The 16,250-nt window shown below is 66.3% G+C and carries 15 protein-coding genes and 2 tRNA genes; 11 read left to right on the top strand and 6 right to left on the bottom strand.

The window, feature by feature from the left end:
* Window positions 1-59: 59 nt before the first annotated feature.
* Window positions 60-797 (bottom strand): GntR family transcriptional regulator, encoded by a 738-nt coding sequence (locus tag BTO20_RS11860; protein ID WP_087076051.1) that lies wholly within the window; start codon window positions 795-797, stop codon window positions 60-62.
* 212 nt (window positions 798-1,009) lie between these two features.
* On the opposite strand from BTO20_RS11860, the gene iolC reads away from it, so the two are divergent.
* From iolC to fdhD, 7 genes are all read left to right on the top strand, one after another.
* Entirely contained in the window at window positions 1,010-2,017 is a 1,008-nt protein-coding gene (iolC, locus tag BTO20_RS11855; protein ID WP_087076049.1) for a 5-dehydro-2-deoxygluconokinase, read from the top strand.
* Complete coding sequence (locus BTO20_RS11850; RefSeq protein ID WP_087076047.1) at window positions 2,010-2,885, top strand: Cgl0159 family (beta/alpha)8-fold protein; 876 nt, start codon at window positions 2,010-2,012, stop codon at window positions 2,883-2,885. The genes iolC and BTO20_RS11850 overlap by 8 nt, the downstream gene beginning before the upstream one ends.
* Before the next feature lies 1 nt (window position 2,886).
* Entirely contained in the window at window positions 2,887-3,756 is an 870-nt protein-coding gene (iolB, locus tag BTO20_RS11845; RefSeq protein WP_087076045.1) for a 5-deoxy-glucuronate isomerase, read from the top strand.
* 2 nt (window positions 3,757-3,758) lie between these two features.
* Window positions 3,759-5,711, top strand: coding sequence for a 3D-(3,5/4)-trihydroxycyclohexane-1,2-dione acylhydrolase (decyclizing) (gene iolD / locus BTO20_RS11840; protein ID WP_087076043.1), 1,953 nt, complete (start codon window positions 3,759-3,761; stop codon window positions 5,709-5,711).
* 12 nt (window positions 5,712-5,723) lie between these two features.
* Window positions 5,724-6,644 carry a sugar phosphate isomerase/epimerase family protein gene (locus BTO20_RS11835; RefSeq protein ID WP_087076041.1) on the top strand — a complete coding sequence of 307 codons (921 nt, stop codon included), beginning with the start codon at window positions 5,724-5,726 and terminating at the stop codon, window positions 6,642-6,644.
* A gap of 7 nt (window positions 6,645-6,651) precedes the next feature.
* Complete coding sequence (locus BTO20_RS11830) at window positions 6,652-7,680, top strand: Gfo/Idh/MocA family protein (protein WP_087076039.1); 1,029 nt, start codon at window positions 6,652-6,654, stop codon at window positions 7,678-7,680.
* Window positions 7,681-7,860: 180 nt separating this feature from the next.
* Window positions 7,861-8,685 carry a formate dehydrogenase accessory sulfurtransferase FdhD gene (fdhD, locus tag BTO20_RS11825; RefSeq protein WP_087076037.1) on the top strand — a complete coding sequence of 275 codons (825 nt, stop codon included), beginning with the start codon at window positions 7,861-7,863 and terminating at the stop codon, window positions 8,683-8,685.
* A gap of 74 nt (window positions 8,686-8,759) precedes the next feature.
* Here fdhD and clpX read toward each other — a convergent pair whose 3' ends face one another.
* The 5 genes from clpX to BTO20_RS11800 all read right to left on the bottom strand — a co-directional run bounded on the left by clpX (window position 8,760) and on the right by BTO20_RS11800 (window position 13,142).
* The gene (gene clpX / locus BTO20_RS11820; protein ID WP_018599227.1) at window positions 8,760-10,040 is read right to left on the bottom strand and encodes an ATP-dependent Clp protease ATP-binding subunit ClpX; all 1,281 of its coding nucleotides are present in this window, start codon (window positions 10,038-10,040) and stop codon (window positions 8,760-8,762) included.
* 230 nt (window positions 10,041-10,270) lie between these two features.
* Entirely contained in the window at window positions 10,271-10,930 is a 660-nt protein-coding gene (gene clpP2, locus BTO20_RS11815; protein WP_087076035.1) for an ATP-dependent CLP protease proteolytic subunit ClpP2, read from the bottom strand.
* Window positions 10,927-11,529: an ATP-dependent Clp protease proteolytic subunit gene (locus BTO20_RS11810; protein ID WP_064942710.1), complete on the bottom strand. Its 603-nt coding sequence runs from the start codon at window positions 11,527-11,529 to the stop codon at window positions 10,927-10,929. Before BTO20_RS11810 ends, clpP2 begins: the two co-directional genes overlap by 4 nt.
* A 106-nt stretch (window positions 11,530-11,635) precedes the next feature.
* A complete protein-coding gene (gene tig, locus BTO20_RS11805) occupies window positions 11,636-13,027 on the bottom strand; it encodes a trigger factor (RefSeq protein WP_087076031.1) in 1,392 nt (463 codons plus the stop codon).
* A gap of 41 nt (window positions 13,028-13,068) precedes the next feature.
* A tRNA-Pro gene (locus BTO20_RS11800) sits at window positions 13,069-13,142 on the bottom strand.
* Window positions 13,143-13,280: 138 nt separating this feature from the next.
* On the opposite strand from BTO20_RS11800, the gene BTO20_RS11795 reads away from it, so the two are divergent.
* The 4 genes from BTO20_RS11795 to BTO20_RS11780 all read left to right on the top strand — a co-directional run bounded on the left by BTO20_RS11795 (window position 13,281) and on the right by BTO20_RS11780 (window position 16,212).
* A tRNA-Gly gene (locus BTO20_RS11795) sits at window positions 13,281-13,354 on the top strand.
* A gap of 126 nt (window positions 13,355-13,480) precedes the next feature.
* Window positions 13,481-13,741 carry a hypothetical protein gene (locus BTO20_RS11790; protein ID WP_087076030.1) on the top strand — a complete coding sequence of 87 codons (261 nt, stop codon included), beginning with the start codon at window positions 13,481-13,483 and terminating at the stop codon, window positions 13,739-13,741.
* 392 nt (window positions 13,742-14,133) lie between these two features.
* A complete protein-coding gene (locus tag BTO20_RS11785) occupies window positions 14,134-15,318 on the top strand; it encodes a serine hydrolase domain-containing protein (RefSeq protein WP_087076028.1) in 1,185 nt (394 codons plus the stop codon).
* A 51-nt stretch (window positions 15,319-15,369) separates the two neighbouring features.
* On the top strand, window positions 15,370-16,212 hold the full coding sequence (locus BTO20_RS11780; RefSeq protein ID WP_087076026.1) for a DUF1542 domain-containing protein: 843 nt from the start codon (window positions 15,370-15,372) through the stop codon (window positions 16,210-16,212).
* The last annotated feature ends 38 nt before the right edge of the window (window positions 16,213-16,250 follow it).

The following is a 16,250-nucleotide window of genomic DNA, read 5'->3' as shown; positions in this document are numbered from 1 at the left end:
CACGGCTGAGGCCGAGCACGACGCGAAATGTGTTTCCGCAGAACCGTTCTGGCGAGGTATTAGCGGTCGACCAGCGTGGTGTCGAAGTAGTACCGCGACGCGCGGTACACGTGGCTGCCGTATTCGACGATGCGGCCGGAGTCGTCGAACGCCGTGCGTTCCATGACCAGCAGCGGCGCCTTCGGCTTCTCGTCGAGCAGGCGCGCCTCGTCGCGGTCGGCGGCCTTCGCGCCGATGCGCTGACGGGCCAACCGGATGTGAACCCCACGCGCACGCAGCGACTGGTACAGCCCGAAATGTTCCAGGTCCGCCTCGTCGGGCGCCACCGCGGCAGGCAGATAGTTGGTCATGACCGCCAGGGGCTGACCGCCGGAACTGCGAAGGCGACGCATCATCACCACCTCGCTGCCGGGCGCGAGATTCAGCCGTTCCGCGATGTCGTCGGCGGCGGGACCGGCCACGTAATCCAGCACCCTGGTGGCCGGTTCCTGACCCGCCCGCGCCAGGTCGTCGTACAGGCTGGTCAGCTCGACCGGCCGGTGCACGGGTGTCTGCACCACCTGGGTGCCGACCCCGCGCTTGCGCACCAGGAGTCCCTTATCCACCAGCTCCTGGATGGCGCGCCGCGTCGTCGGCCGCGACAGATTGAGCCGGCTGGCGAGCGCAAGTTCGTTCTCGAAGCGGTCCCCCGGCTTGAGTTGCCCGTCCAGAATGGCTTTTTCGAAGACCTGGGCCACCTGAAAATACAGCGGTATCGGACTCGAACGGTCGAGTTCGACGGACAGCGTCGGGGTCACTCTCGCTCCGATCCTCGGGGCCTCCGCGCGGGTTCGCTGGAGTGACTACACAGAGTACCTGCAAATGACGGAAAGTAAGAATGTCCGAACAAAGTCTTGACAGCATGCGGTGACGGGGCGCACAGTCGACACCGACAGCAGACGCAACCGATCGTCGTGCGCGCCGTCGCGCCGAAACCGCATATGCCCACACCACACTCGGGAGTTCCCTCGTGACCGATACCCCCAACCAGGCCTTCGATGTCGTCGCCATCGGCCGCAGCGGCGTCGACGTGTATCCCCTCCAGGTCGGAGTCGGTTTGGAACATGTGGAATCACTCGGCAAGTTTCTGGGCGGCAGCGCCGCCAACGTGTCGGTGGCCGCGGCCCGGTTGGGCAACCGGGCTGCGCTGATCTCCGGTGTCGGCGCCGATCCCTTCGGCCGCTTCGTCCGCAACGAACTCGCGAGGCTCGGCGTCGACAACCGGTTCGTCACCACCCACGGCGAATACCCGACGCCGGTGACGTTCTGCGAGATCTTCCCGCCCGACGACTTCCCGCTGTACTTCTACCGCAAGCCGTCCGCACCCGATCTGCAGGTCCGGGCCGACGAACTCGACCTCGATGCTGTCCGCACCGCCCGGTTGTACTGGTCGACGGTCACCGGCCTCTCCGAAGAGCCCAGCCGCAGTGCTCATTTCGCGGCGTGGGAGGCGCGTGGGGCGAGCGCAGCGACGGGGAATGACGCAGCACGCAAGCCGCTGACGGTGCTCGATCTCGACTACCGGCCGATGTTCTGGGCCACGCCGGCGGCTGCCACCGAGCAGGTGCAGCGTGCCCTGCAGTACGTCACCGTCGCGGTCGGCAACCGCGAGGAATGCGAGATCGCCGTCGGTGAGACCAACCCGCACAAGGCCGCCGACGCGCTGCTCGACCTCGGCGTCGAGCTCGCCATCGTCAAACAGGGACCGCGCGGCGTGCTGGGCAAGACCAAGCACAGCGCGGTCACCGTGCCGCCGAACCAGGTTGACGTGATCAACGGGCTCGGTGCAGGAGATGCCTTCGGCGGCAGCCTGATTCACGGGCTGCTGCACGATTGGCCGCTGGAGAAGACGCTGCGTTACGCCAACGCCGCCGGTGCCATCGTGGCGTCCCGGCTCGAATGCTCAACCGCGATGCCGACCGCCGCCGAGGTGGCCGATCTCGCCGAACAAACCGCCGTGGAGGCCGTCAATGTCTAAATGCCGAGACTATGCCGAGGTGACCCAGCTTCGGGCCACGGAGCCCGGTGCCGTCGCGAAAGCCTGGCAGGAACGCACCACCCGCCCGACCACACGTGGCGACGGCAGACTGATGATCGTCGCCGCCGACCACCCGGCCCGCGGCGCGCTCGGCGTCGGCCCCAGGCCCACGGCGATGAACAGCCGCACCGATCTGCTGGACCGGCTGCGCGCGGCGCTCGCCGTCCCCGGCGTCGACGGCGTGCTGGCAAGTTCCGACATCCTCGACGATCTGGTCCTGCTCGGGGCGCTCGAGGACAAGGTCGCGTTCTCCTCGTTCAACCGCGGCGGCCTGGCGGGCGCCTCGTTCGAGCTGGACGACCGGATGACCGGGGCCACCGCCGCATCGACCGCCGCGGCCCGGATGAACGGCGGAAAAATGCTGTGCCGCATCGCTCTTGACGATCCCGGTACGGTCTCCACCCTGACGGCCTGCGCACAGGCGATCGACGATCTGGCCGCGCACGGTCTGATCGCGATGCTCGAACCGTTCATGTCGTCCCGCGTCGACGGCAAGGTCCGCAACGACCTGTCCCCCGACGCCGTGATCAAGTCGGTCCACATCGGTCAGGGACTCGGATCGACTTCGGCCTACACCTGGATGAAACTGCCGGTGGTCCCCGAGATGGATCGGGTGATGGAAGCCACCACCCTGCCGACGCTGCTGCTCGGCGGCGATCCCGCCGATCCCGACGAGGCGTTCGCATCCTGGGAGAAAGCGCTGGCACTGCCGTCCGTGCGGGGCCTGGTGGTGGGCAGGACCCTGTTGTACCCCAACGACGATGACGTCAGCGGCGCCGTCGCGACTGCGGTCAAGATGGTGCGCTGACATGCAGGACAAGTTGTACATCCCCGCCAACAGTGCAACCGCCCCGTACACCGTCGACATCACTCCGGAATCGGCAGGCTGGGCGGAATCCAGCCTGCACGTGGTGGACCTCGACGGCGTCGAGTCGATCACCCGCAGCACCGGCGACACCGAGGTGATGATCCTGCCGCTCGCCGGCGGCGGCAGCGTGGGGTGCGGTGACGAGACGTTCGAATTGTCGCCCCGTGCATCGGTGTTCGACGGCCCCGCCGACATGGTCTATCTCGGTACAGATCAGACCTACACGCTGCGCGGCCACGGCCGGGTGGCGATCTGCGGCGCCCGCGCCACCCACTCCTACCCCAACCGGCGGGTCGCCGCCGCCGACGTCGCAGTGGAGTTGCGCGGCGCGGGTAACTGCAGCCGGCAGGTCCACAACTTCGGCACGGCGACGACGTTCGAGGCCGACTCGCTGATCGCCTGCGAGGTGATCACGCCGGGCGGCAACTGGTCGAGCTACCCCGCGCACAAGCATGACGAGAACACCGACGTGGAGACGCAGCTGGAGGAGATCTACTACTTCGAGATCGACGACAGCCCAGCCGGGACACCGGGTTTCGGCTACCACCGCGTCTACGGCACGCCGCAACGTCCGATCGAGGTGCTCGAGGAGGTGCGCTCCGGTGACGTCGTTCTGGTGCCACACGGCTACCACGGTCCGTCCATCGCCGCACCGGGCCACCACATGTACTACCTCAACGTGATGGCCGGGTCCGGTCCCGAGCGCGCGTGGCGGATCTGCGACGACCCCGATCACACCTGGCTGCGCAGCAGCTGGGAACACCAGTCCGTCGACCCGCGCCTCCCCTTCACTGCATCCGAAGGAGCCTGAACATGGTTTCGACCGCACCCAAGTCGACCGAGAAGTACACCGACACCGAACCCACCGTGCGACTCACCGTGGCGCAGGCGACCATCCGGTTCCTCGCCAACCAGTACGTCGAACGCGACGGCGAGCGCACCAAGTTCTTCGCCGGCTGCTTCGGGATCTTCGGCCACGGCAATGTGGCCGGGCTGGGCCAGGCGCTGCTGCAGGATGAGGTCGAAGCCCACGAGGCCGGGCGCGAGCCTGGTCTGAAGTACGTGCTCGGCCGCAACGAACAAGCCATGGTGCACAGCGCCGTCGCCTATGCCCGTCAGAAAGACCGGCTGCAGGCCTGGGCTGTCACCGCCAGCGTCGGCCCCGGTGCCACGAACATGCTCACCGGCGCGGCGCTGGCCACCATCAACCGCTTACCAGTGTTGCTGCTGCCCGCCGACACGTTCGCCACCCGGGTCAGTGCCCCCGTACTGCAGGAACTCGAACTGCCGTCCTCCGGGGATGTCACCGTCAACGACGCGTTCAAGCCGCTCTCCCGCTACTTCGACCGGGTGTGGCGACCCGAACAGCTGCCTGCGGCACTGTTGGGCGCCATGCGGGTGCTGACCGATCCTGTCGAAACCGGCGCTGCCACAGTGGCGATCCCGCAGGATGTGCAGGCCGAGGCGCATGACTGGCCGGAATCGCTGTTCGCCGAACGCACCTGGCATGTCGCCTGCCCGCTGCCCGAGCGGTCCGTCATCGCGCGTGCCGCCGAGGTGATCCGCTCGGCACGCAAGCCGCTGATCGTCGCCGGCGGCGGTGTGCACTACTCGTTCGCCGAAGACGCACTCGCTGCGCTCTGCGCGCAGACCGGTATCCCGGTGGCCGAGAGCCAGGCCGGTAAGGGATCCCTGCGCTACGACCATCCCCAGTCGGTCGGCGCGGTCGGCTCCACCGGAACCACGGCCGCCAACGCCCTGGCCGCCGAAGCCGATGTGATCATCGGCATCGGTACCCGCTACAGCGATTTCACGTCGGCGTCGCGCACCGCCTTCAACAATCCCGACGTGCGGTTCGTCAACATCAATGTGGCGTCGCTGGATTCGGTCAAGCAGGGCGGCATCAGTGTCGTCTCCGACGCACGGGAGGCCATCGAGGCCCTGGGCCTAGCACTCGGCGACTACACCGTCAGCGACGAATACCGTTCGCGGGTCACCGAACTGGCCGCTGACTGGGAGGACACGGTGTCGTCGGTGTACGCCACCTCCGACGACGGCGCCGCGCTGAACCAGAACCAGGTCATCGGTCTGGTGAACACGCTGTCGGATCCGCGCGACGTGGTGGTGTGTGCCGCCGGCTCGATGCCGGGCGACCTGCACAAGCTGTGGCGAACCCGCGACCGCAAGGGCTATCACGTCGAATACGGCTACTCCTGCATGGGATACGAGATCGCCGGCGGCATCGGTGTACGGATGGCTGCGCCCGACCGCGATGTGTTCATCATGGTCGGCGACGGTTCGTACCTGATGATGGCCAGCGAGATCGTCACCGCCGTGCAGGAGGGCGTCAAGGTCATCCCGGTGCTGGTCCAAAACCACGGATTCGCTTCCATCGGAGGGCTTTCCGAATCGCTGGGCTCGCAGCGGTTCGGCACCTCCTACCGCTACCGCGGCGCAGACGGTCGGCTCGACGGCGCACTGCTGCCGGTCGACCTGGCTGCCAACGCCGCGAGCTTGGGCGCTGACGTCATCAAGGTCGGCACCGCCGCCGAGTTCACCGATGCGGTCAAGGTCGCCAAGGCGGCCGACCACATCACCGTCATCCACGTCGAAACCGATCCGCTGATCTATGCGCCGGACAGCCAATCCTGGTGGGACGTCCCGGTGTCCCAGGTGTCCACGCTGGAGTCCACCCAGACCGCCTATGAACGGTATGCGGACTGGAAGAAAGTGCAACGCCCCCTCATCAACCCGTCAGATCGTTAGAAGGATCCCGTAGTGAGCAAGATTCTCGTTGGTTCGGCCCCCGACTCCTGGGGTGTGTGGTTTCCCGACGATCCCAAGCAGACGCCGTACCCGCGCTTTCTCGACGAGGTCGCCGAATCCGGTTACGAATGGATCGAACTGGGACCGTTCGGCTATCTGCCGACCGATCCCCAGCAGCTCTCCGACGAGCTCGCCAAGCGCAATCTGAAGCTCTCGGCGGGCACGGTGTTCGAGCACCTGCATCAGTCCGGATCTCGTGGGGATGACGCATGGAACTCTGTGTGGACCCAGATCGAAGACGTCGCGCGCCTCACCGCCGCAGTCGGCGGCAAGCACGTCGTCGTGATCCCCGAGATGTGGCGCGATCCGGCCACCGGCGCGGTGCTGGAGGACCGCACCCTCACCCCCGAGCAGTGGCGCAAGAAGACCCAGGGCATGAACGAACTGGGTAAGGCCATGTTCGAAAAGTACGGTGTGCGTGCGCAATACCACCCGCACGCCGACAGCCACGTCGACACCGAGGAGAACGTGTACCGCTTCCTCGACGGCACCGACGGTGAGTTCGTCAACCTGTGCCTCGACACCGGCCACATCAGCTACTGCGGCGGCGACAACATCGCGATCATCCGCCGCGCCCCCGAACGCATCGGCTACCTGCACCTCAAGCAGGTCGATCCCGAGGTGCGGGCCAAGGTCGAGGCCGAGGACCTGCCGTTCGGTGAGGCCGTCAAGCTCGGTGCGATGACCGAGCCGCCGCTGGGCATCCCGGAAATGCCGCCGCTGCTCGCCGAGATCGAGAAGCTCGGCATCGACGTGTTCGCGATCGTCGAGCAGGACATGTATCCCTGCGAGGTCGACGCACCCCTGCCCATCGCCAAACGGACCCAGTCCTACCTCGGGTCCTGTGGTGTTCCGTCTGTGAAGTTCCGCTAGGAGAACAATGTCCGACCTGCGTATTGCCGTCCTCGGTGTGGGCATCATGGGTGCCGACCACGTCGAGCGGCTGTCCTCGCGCATCGCCGGCGCGCGGGTGGCCGTGGTGAACGATTTCCTCACCGAGAAGGCCGAATCCGTCGCCGCGGGAATCCCCGGTTGCCGTGCAGTCGGCGATCCACTCGACGCGATCGCCGACCCCGACGTGGATGCGGTGGTGCTGGCCACTCCCGGGCCCACCCACGACAAACAGCTGCTGGCGTGCCTGGATCACCGCAAGCCGGTGCTGTGTGAGAAGCCGTTGACCACCGACGTGGAGTCGTCGCTGGAGGTGGTCAAGTGGGAGACAGAACTCGGTGTGCGGCTGATCCAGGTCGGGTTCATGCGGCGGTTCGACGACGAGTACATGCAGCTCAAGGCGCTGATGGACGCCGACGAGTTCGGCAGGCCGCTGATGCTGCACTGCGTGCACCGCAACCCGGCCGTGCCGCCGAGTTTCGACAGCTCGATGGTGGTCAAGGATTCGCTGGTTCACGAGGTCGATGTGGCCCGGTTCCTCTTCGACGAGGAGATCACCTCGATCCAGATCATCAAACCGGCGACCAATCCCGGTGCACCGCAAGGTATTCAGGATCCGCAGATCGCGATCATGCGGACCAGTTCGGGCAAGCACGTCGACGTCGAACTGTTCGTCACCACCGGCGTCGCCTACGAGGTGCGCACCGAGCTGGTCGGCGAAAAGGGTTCGGCCCTCATCGGACTCGACGTCGGGCTCATCCGCAAACAGTCAGGGAGGTGGGGTGGCCAGATCACGCCCGGCTTCCGGGAGCGATTCGGCCGGGCGTATGACACCGAGTTCCAACGCTGGGTCAACGCTGTGCACCGCGGGCAGACCACCGGGGACTACACCGACGGGCCGGTCGCGTGGGACGGTTATGCCGCTGCCGCGGTCTGCGCCGCAGGCGTCGAATCCCTGCAGTCCGGCCGGCCGGTCGACGTGTCCATGGTCGACCGCGTCTCCATCCCCCGCGCCTGACGCGCTGCCCGCTCTGCCCCCTTTGCACCGCTCTGCCCCTTTGCACCGCGAACGTGCGTGTCTGTCCCTCGACACGCCGCTCGCGGTCGGCATTTTGCGCACGCTCGCAAGCGCCGACGGTCGCGGCCGGGCCCGGCGCGCGAAGGACTAAGTTGGAGCCATGAGCGGGAGGCGGCAACCGTGGGCCGGGTGACCACACGACGCCGGGCCACCCATCTGAACGCGACCGGGGTAGAGAAGCGGCCGGAGACGCTCGTCGTCGAAGAGCCGTTGGAGATTCGGCTCAACGGGACGCCCATCACCGTCACCATGCGCACACCCGGCTCGGATGTCGAGCTGGCGCAAGGCTTTCTGCTGACCGAAGGCGTCATCGGCACTCGCGACGATCTGCTGACGGTGCGGTACTGCCGCGGTGCGACGGAGAACGGCACCAATACCTACAACGTGCTCGACGTGACCTTGGCCCCCGACGTGCCTGCACCGGCGGTCGATGTCACGCGCAACTTCTACACCACCTCGTCCTGCGGGGTGTGCGGCAAGGCATCGCTGGAGGCGGTGCGGCTGATCAGCCGCTACTGCCCGGGTGACGATCCGTCGACCGTTGCGGCCGATACCCTCTCCGCCCTGCCGCCCCGGCTACGGGAAGCACAGAAGGTTTTCGCCAGTACCGGTGGCCTGCACGGGGCCGGCCTGTTCGCGACCGACGGCACCTTGCTGGTGGTACGCGAAGACATCGGCAGGCACAACGCGGTCGACAAGGTGATCGGCTGGGCGCTCGAACAGAACCGGATACCGCTGACCGGCACCGTGCTCTTGGTCAGCGGCCGTGCCTCGTTCGAACTCACGCAGAAAGCCGTCATGGCGGGCATCCCGGTGCTGGCCGCCGTGTCGGCACCGTCATCGCTGGCCGTGGACCTGGCCGCGCAATCCGGTCTCACCCTGGTCGCGTTCCTGCGGGGCGACTCGATGAACGTCTACACCCGTCCCGACCGGGTTACGCCCTGAATACTTCGTCGAAAATGCACTGAGGGTCGTGATCCGGCTGGGATCACGACCCTCAGTGCAAATTCGATGAACAGCTAGGCGCTCTTGTCGCGGCGCTCCGCCCGCGAGGGCTTGCGCGGCACGATGGTCGGCAGAACGTTGTCCTGCACGGTCTCCTTGGTGACAACCACCTTGGCGACATCGTCGCGGCTGGGGATGTCGTACATGACCGGCAGCAGCACCTCTTCCATGATGGCGCGTAGGCCACGAGCGCCGGTGCCGCGGTGGATCGCCTGGTCGGCGATGGCCTCCAGCGCCTCGTCGGTGAACTCCAACTCGACGCCGTCCATCTCGAACAGTCGCACGTACTGCTTGACCAGCGCGTTCTTGGGCTCGGAGAGGATCTTGACCAACGACTCCTTGTCGAGGTTGGTCACCGACGCCACGACCGGCAACCGGCCGATGAACTCGGGGATGAGCCCGAACTTGATCAGGTCCTCGGGCATGACCTCGGCGAAGTGATCCTGGGTGTCGATCTCGGCCTTGGACCGCACCTCGGCGCCGAAGCCCAGGCCGCGCTTGCCGACCCGGTCGGAGACGATCTTCTCCAGGCCGGCGAAGGCACCCGCGACGATGAACAGCACGTTGGTGGTGTCGATCTGGATGAATTCCTGATGCGGATGCTTGCGACCGCCCTGCGGGGGCACCGAGGCCTGCGTGCCTTCGAGGATCTTCAGCAGTGCCTGCTGCACGCCCTCACCGGAGACGTCGCGCGTGATCGACGGGTTCTCGCTCTTACGGGCGATCTTGTCGACCTCGTCGATGTAGATGATGCCGGTCTCGGCCCGCTTGACGTCGTAGTCCGCGGCCTGAATCAGCTTGAGCAGAATGTTCTCGACGTCCTCGCCGACGTATCCGGCCTCGGTGAGCGCCGTCGCGTCCGCGATGGCGAACGGGACGTTGAGCATCTTGGCGAGGGTCTGCGCCAGGTAGGTCTTGCCGCAGCCGGTGGGTCCCAGCATGAGGATGTTCGACTTGGTCAGCTCAACCGGCTCCGAGCGGGAGTCGCGGGACTTCTCGCCGGCCTGGATGCGCTTGTAGTGGTTGTAGACAGCCACCGCCAGGGTCCGCTTCGCGGTGTCCTGGCCGATCACGTAGCCCTCGAGGAACTCGCGGATCTCCGCAGGTTTGGGCAGCTCGTCAAGCTTGACGTCGTCAGCGTCGGCGAGCTCCTCCTCGATGATCTCGTTGCACAGGTCGATGCACTCATCGCAGATATAGACGCCGGGACCCGCGATGAGCTTCTTGACCTGCTTTTGGCTCTTTCCACAGAACGAGCACTTCAGCAGGTCACCGCCGTCTCCGATGCGCGCCATTCGGGGGGTCCTACTTCCTGTTCGCGGTCAGTCGTTTCGCCATTTCGAGGGTTTCCCCGGGCGTTAAACCCGACGCTACCCGTTCGCTCCTCCGCGGTGCGACCGATAAAGCCGAATCGCGTTGGTGATATTTACCTGTGCAGGAGAACATATCGTCTCCGGCGGCTCACGACCCGTCAGTGCGCTGACTGTTACACGGGCGTGTCGCTGCCGGAGACGATCGGTCTGGCCTACGACTTCTGCGCCGACAACTTCCGGTACTCCAGCACCGTGTCGATGATGCCGTAATCCTTGGCTTGCTCGGCGGTCAGAATCTTGTCGCGGTCGGTGTCCTTGCGGATGACCTCGGGATCCTTGCCGGTGTGCCGCGCCAGCGTGGTCTCCATCAGGGTACGCATGCGCTCGATCTCGGCGGCCTGGATCTCCAGGTCGGAGAACTGGCCCTGGATGACGCCACCCAGCGAGGGCTGGTGGATGAGCACCCGGGCGTTGGGCAGTGCGAGACGCTTGCCGGGGGTTCCGGCGGCGAGCAGCACCGCGGCGGCCGACGCGGCCTGACCCAGGCACACGGTCTGGATGTCGGCCCGCACGTACTGCATGGTGTCGTAGATCGCCATCAGCGAGGTGAACGAGCCACCCGGCGAGTTGATGTACATGGTGATGTCGCGGTCGGGATCCAGCGACTCCAGCACCAGCAGCTGCGCCATGATGTCGTTGGCCGACGCGTCGTCCACCTGCACGCCGAGGAAGATGATGCGTTCCTCGAACAGCTTGTTGTACGGGTTGGATTCCTTGACGCCGAAGCTGCTGTGCTCGATGAACGACGGCAGGATGTAGCGGGCCTGCGGCTGCACGCGGGCGTCCAATGACGGATGAATCTGGTCGGTCATTTGTCTAGTCCTGCTCCCGGTCCGGTGCCGTTGACGTTGGCGCTGGTGATGATGTGGTCGACGAACCCATACTCCAGGGCTTCCGGTGCGGTGAACCAGCGGTCGCGGTCCGAGTCGGCCTCGATGCGCTCGATCGTCTGACCGGTGAACTCAGCGTTGAGCCGGAACATCTCCTTCTTGATGACCGCGAACTGCTCGGCCTGGATCGCGATGTCGGCCGCGCTACCCGTGACACCGCCGAGCGGCTGGTGCATCAGGATGCGGGCGTGCGGCAGCGCGTAGCGCTTGCCCTTGGTTCCCGCGGCGAGGAGGAACTCCCCCATCGACGCGGCCATGCCCATCGCGTAGGTCGCGATGTCGCACGGCGCCAACACCATGGTGTCGTAGATCGCCATGCCCGCGCTGATGGAGCCGCCGGGCGAGTTGATGTACAGGTGGATGTCCTTGGTCGGATCCTCCGCCGACAGCAGCAGAATCTGCGCGCACAGCCGGTTGGCAATGTCGTCGTCAACTTGGGAGCCCAGGAAGATGATCCGCTCGGAGAGCAGTCGCTCGTACACCGAGTCGACAAGGTTGAGCCCTGCCCCGGCGCCACGCATGTCAGTCACGACTGGATACCTGCTTTCTCTTACGTCTTGGTACTGACGACATTAACCAACCTGCAACGCCGCGCACTCCCAGACAGGGGCGCGTTCGCTCACAGCGTCACTCGGCGCTGTCGGCGTCCTTGTCGGCCTCGTCGCTGCTGTCCTGCTCACCCTCGGCTTCGCCGTTGCCGACCGGGCCGAAGAGCTCGGTGGTGTCGACGACCGTGCCGTCGGTGTCGGTGACGGTGGCGGCGTGCACGACGGCGGCGATGGTCAACGCGCGCCGCACATCGGCGAACATGGCCGGCAGCTGGTTGTTCTGCTGCAGGAGCTGGATGAGCTGCTGCGGCTCGATGCCGTACTGACGCGACATCAGCACCAGGCGCTCGGTGAGGTCGTTCTGGCCCACCTGGACGTCGAGCTTGTCGGCGAGCGCGTCCATCAGCAGCTGGGTCTTGATGGCCTTCTCCGCGTGGGTGCGGTTGTCGGCGTCGAATTCCTCACGGCTGCTGCCCTGTTCGGTCAGCTGCTCGGCGAACTTGTCCTCGTCGTGGTCGAGGGCGTGGATCCGGTTGTGCAGGGTGTCGTCGACCTGGGCCTGCACGATGTTCTCCGGCAGCGGAACCTCGGTCTGCTCGAGCAGTTCCTCCAGCGCCTTGTCCCGGATCTGCTCGGCCTGCTGCACGCTCTTGACGCGCTTCACCTGCTCGACGAGGCTTTCCTTGAGCTCTTCGAAGGTGTCGAATTCGCTTGCCAGCTGGGCGAATTCGTCGTCCGCCTCGGGCAGCTCGCGCTCCTTGACCGACTTGACGGTGACGGTCACCTCGGCGTCCTTGCCGGCGTGCTCGCCTGCGGCCAGCTTGGTGGTGAACACCTTGGACTCACCTGCGGTCAGGCCGGTGATGGCATCGTCGAGACCGTCGATCAACTGGCCGGAACCGACCTCGTGCGAGAGCCCCTCGGTCTTGGCCTCGGGCACATCCTCGCCGTCGACGGTGGCCGACAGGTCGATGGAGACGAAGTCGCCCTCCTGCGCGGGACGCTCGACGCCGGTCAGGGTGCCGAACCGGGCGCGCAGCGACTGCAGCTCGGCGTCGACCTCTTCGTCGGTGACCTCGATCGGGTCGACGGTGATCTTCAGCGCCTCCAGGTCGGGCAGCGTGATCTCGGGGCGGACGTCCACCTCGGCGGTGAACACCAGCTCCTCGCCGTCCTCAAGCTTGGTGACCTCGATCTCGGGCTGGCCGAGCGGCTTGATGTCGGACGTCGACACGGCCTCGCTGTAGCGGCTGGGCAACGCATCGTTGACGACCTGCTCCAGCACGGCACCGCGGCCGATGCGGGCCTCCAGCAGCTTGCGGGGAGCCTTGCCGGGACGGAAGCCGGGCAGGCGGACCTGCTTGGCCAGCTCCTTGAATGCCCGGTCGAAGTCCGGCTCCAACTCGGTGAAGGGCACCTCCACATTGATGCGCACCCGGGTGGGGCTCAGCTGCTCGACCGTGCTCTTCACTCTTGTTGCTCCTAGATAGTTCTGTCGTTCTGGCGGGTGAGTCGGGGTGACAGGATTTGAACCTGCGGCCTTCCGCTCCCAAAGCGGATGCGCTACCAAGCTGCGCTACACCCCGTGTGCATCGTTTGTCTGCGTGGCCGATCGCAGGTGCGAAACCCACAAAAGGACCACGCGAGATACTACGGCCTGACCACCTGAAGCCTTCAATTGGATTTGATTGGGGGCACACCGGTACAGTGCTGATGCTGCACATGCGGGCGTAGCTCAATGGTAGAGCCCTAGTCTTCCAAACTAGCTACGCGGGTTCGATTCCCGTCGCCCGCTCCACAAGGACCGCCCTGTTAGGGCGGTTTTTTTGTGTACCGCCCTGCGCCCTGTGAGGCAGCTGCGTATCAGAGTTGCCAGTGTTGCGCGTCGTCAGGTTCCGGTGGCATAGGCCGACGGACAGTATTGATGGGGCTCGGGACACAGGTGGGGGGCGCGGGCGATTCCGGCGCGCGCAGCATCTCCTCCCAGCGCAGCCTGGTCTTGCTGCTCTGGTTCACCGACAGCGTGACCGTGTTGGGGCATACGGTGGCGGGCTGCACGGCCGCGGCGGGTGACAAGTGCCGGCCCCATGGCTACGTCACGTTCCTGGTGGTTCGCGCCGACGACAGCCAGGTGTTCTACGCGATTGATGTTCGAACTGCAGCGTCTTCGACCAGGGTCCAATGAGTCTGTGTCGATCCTGCCGCGGTTGCCGTTTCCCCTGAGACACAAGCGTATTCATCCGCACCCGATTTGTTACGCCGCGCCGGTTACCACCGACCCGAGCAGGCGCGTTGGTGAATCGGTTCCGCTGGCCGGAGTTCATTTGTGCCAGTGGGCAATTCGACGCCATCGCGAAATCGGCGACGTCGACGCCGACAGCGCACTGTGCCACAGGAAATTGACGCCGAGAACGACAATGGCGAACGCCACCTGAACCTGAGAGCCTGATCACGGCCCGGTCTCGAATTGCTTCCAATCGATTTCGGCCGTTGTGGTGGTCACAGCTCCGGCCCGTACATTGGTGCTCGACCCCAACTCACCGGCCAACGGCTCCGGTCCAACCCACAGGAGCCAGCATGATCACAACCGCTGCCCCGATAGCGGGCACATGCCTGCCGCAATTCGCTCGGGTACGAGACGCGTTCGAACGCAACTTCGCCGAGCGTGGCGAGGTCGGCGCCGCCGTCGCGGTCTGGGTCGAGGACGAGCTGGTGGTCAACCTGTGGGGTGGGTCGGCCGACGCGGCAGGCACGCGCCCGTGGCGAGAGAACACCCTCGCCAGCGTCTTCTCCGGATCCAAGGGACTGTTGAGCAGCTGCGTGCATCTGCTGGCCGATCGCGGTCAGATCGACCTTTACGCACCGGTCTCCCGGTACTGGCCGGAGTTCGCTCAGGCCGGCAAGCAGGACATCACCATCGCCATGGTGCTTGGGCACCGGTCCGGGGTGATCGGCCCGCGCGAACCGATGGACTGGCGAGACGTGACCGACTGGGACGGTGTCTGCGCACGGCTGGCCGCGGCCGAGCCGTGGTGGGAACCCGGCACCGCGCAGGGCTATCACGTGGTCAGTTTCGGCTTCATCCTCGGCGAGGTGGTCCGGCGGGTGACCGGCCGCACGTTGGGCCAGTACCTGCGCACCGAGGTCGCCGAGCCGCTGGGCATCGACGTCCATATCGGCCTGCCCGCCGACGAGCACCATCGCTGCGCCGAGATGCTGAACAAGCCGACCGTGCGCAGCGTGCTGGCGCAGAACAGGGTATGCACTCCGCCGCAGCACCTGAACGACCATCCGTGGGCCGCATTCGCGGTGTCGATGGACTTCGTGCCGGACGACGAGCTCGGCGCCCACGCCCTGAGCACGTGGCGGTCCGCCGAATTCCCCAGCACCAACGCTCATGTGTCCGCACTGGGCATGGCGACGTTCTACAACGCCCTGGCCCAGGAGAAGCTGATCAGCCGCGAGCACCTGGAGCGGGCCCGGGTGTCCCAGGGCGGTTTCGACCCCGACGTGGTGCTCGGCCCACGCGTCGCCGATCACGGCTGGGGCCTGGGCTACATGCTCAACCAGCGCGGCGTGGCCGGCCCGAACCTACGGATCTTCGGCCACGGCGGGTCCGGCGGCTCGTATGCGTTCGTCGACCTCGAACACCGCATCGGGTACGCGTACGTGATGAACTTTTTCGACGCGACCAAGTGCAATGCCGACCCGCGCACGGTCGCGCTCTCGGACGAGGTGTACTCCGCTCTCGGCGTAATCTGACGCCCGCTCCGACGCGCGGAAACGCCGTTTCTGCTCGGTACCCTGGACGCCATGAACAGCGTTTTGCTGGTACTCATCGTCCTGGTCATCGCCGCCATCGCGTTCGCGGTCTACAGCTCGTCGAAATCCGCCGGACGACGGTCCGCCGAATCCCTCGCCGACGCCAAGGCTGACGCGCGTCGCATCATCGAACGGCTCGGTGGCCAGGTGCTCAACCTGACCGGCACCGACGACGCTTCCAAGCAGGCGCTGGCCGACGCATCGGAGCGCTACACCGCCGCGTCCTCGCAGATCGACCAGGCGACCACTGCCAAGCAAGCCGCGCTGGCCAAGGAAAGCGCCATCGAGGGCCTGTACTACGTCCGCGCCGCGCGCACCGCGATGGGCATGGATCCCGGTCCCGAACTCGAGACCTTGACCGGCCAGCGGTCGGCGGGCGCGGTCACCGAGGACCGCACCATCAACTTCGAGGGCCGTCAGCTCGAGGCCTCCCCAACCCCGTCGCAGCGCACGCCGAACTATTACCCCGGCGGCCGCGTGGCCGGCCGGCCCGTGCCAGCCGGGTGGTATTCCGAGCCGTGGTGGAAGACCGCCTTGGTGGCCGGCGCCTGGGGCGTCGGTTCGGCGCTGCTGTTCGACTCGTTGTTCAGCGGCATGCACGGGGTCAACTACGGCGCGCAGGGTTTCGAGAGCGGCTACGGCGACGGCTACTCCGACGGATACGCCGCGGGGCAGGACGCCGGCGGGTACGACGGCGGTGGCTACGACAACGCCGGCTACGACAGCGGTTCCGGCGACTGGGGCGGCACCGACGCCAGTGGCTGGGACAGCGGCGGATTCGACGGCGGCGGCTTTGACGGCGGCGGATTCGACTTCGGCGGCGGGGACTTCTGACCCAGCGCGAGCAGACGCGAAGGTCCGCGACACGCCGC

The organism is Mycobacterium dioxanotrophicus, from assembly GCF_002157835.1.
GTDB classification, from domain to species: Bacteria; Actinomycetota; Actinomycetes; order Mycobacteriales; family Mycobacteriaceae; genus Mycobacterium; species Mycobacterium dioxanotrophicus.
This window is presented reverse-complemented; position numbering and strand designations above follow the sequence as displayed.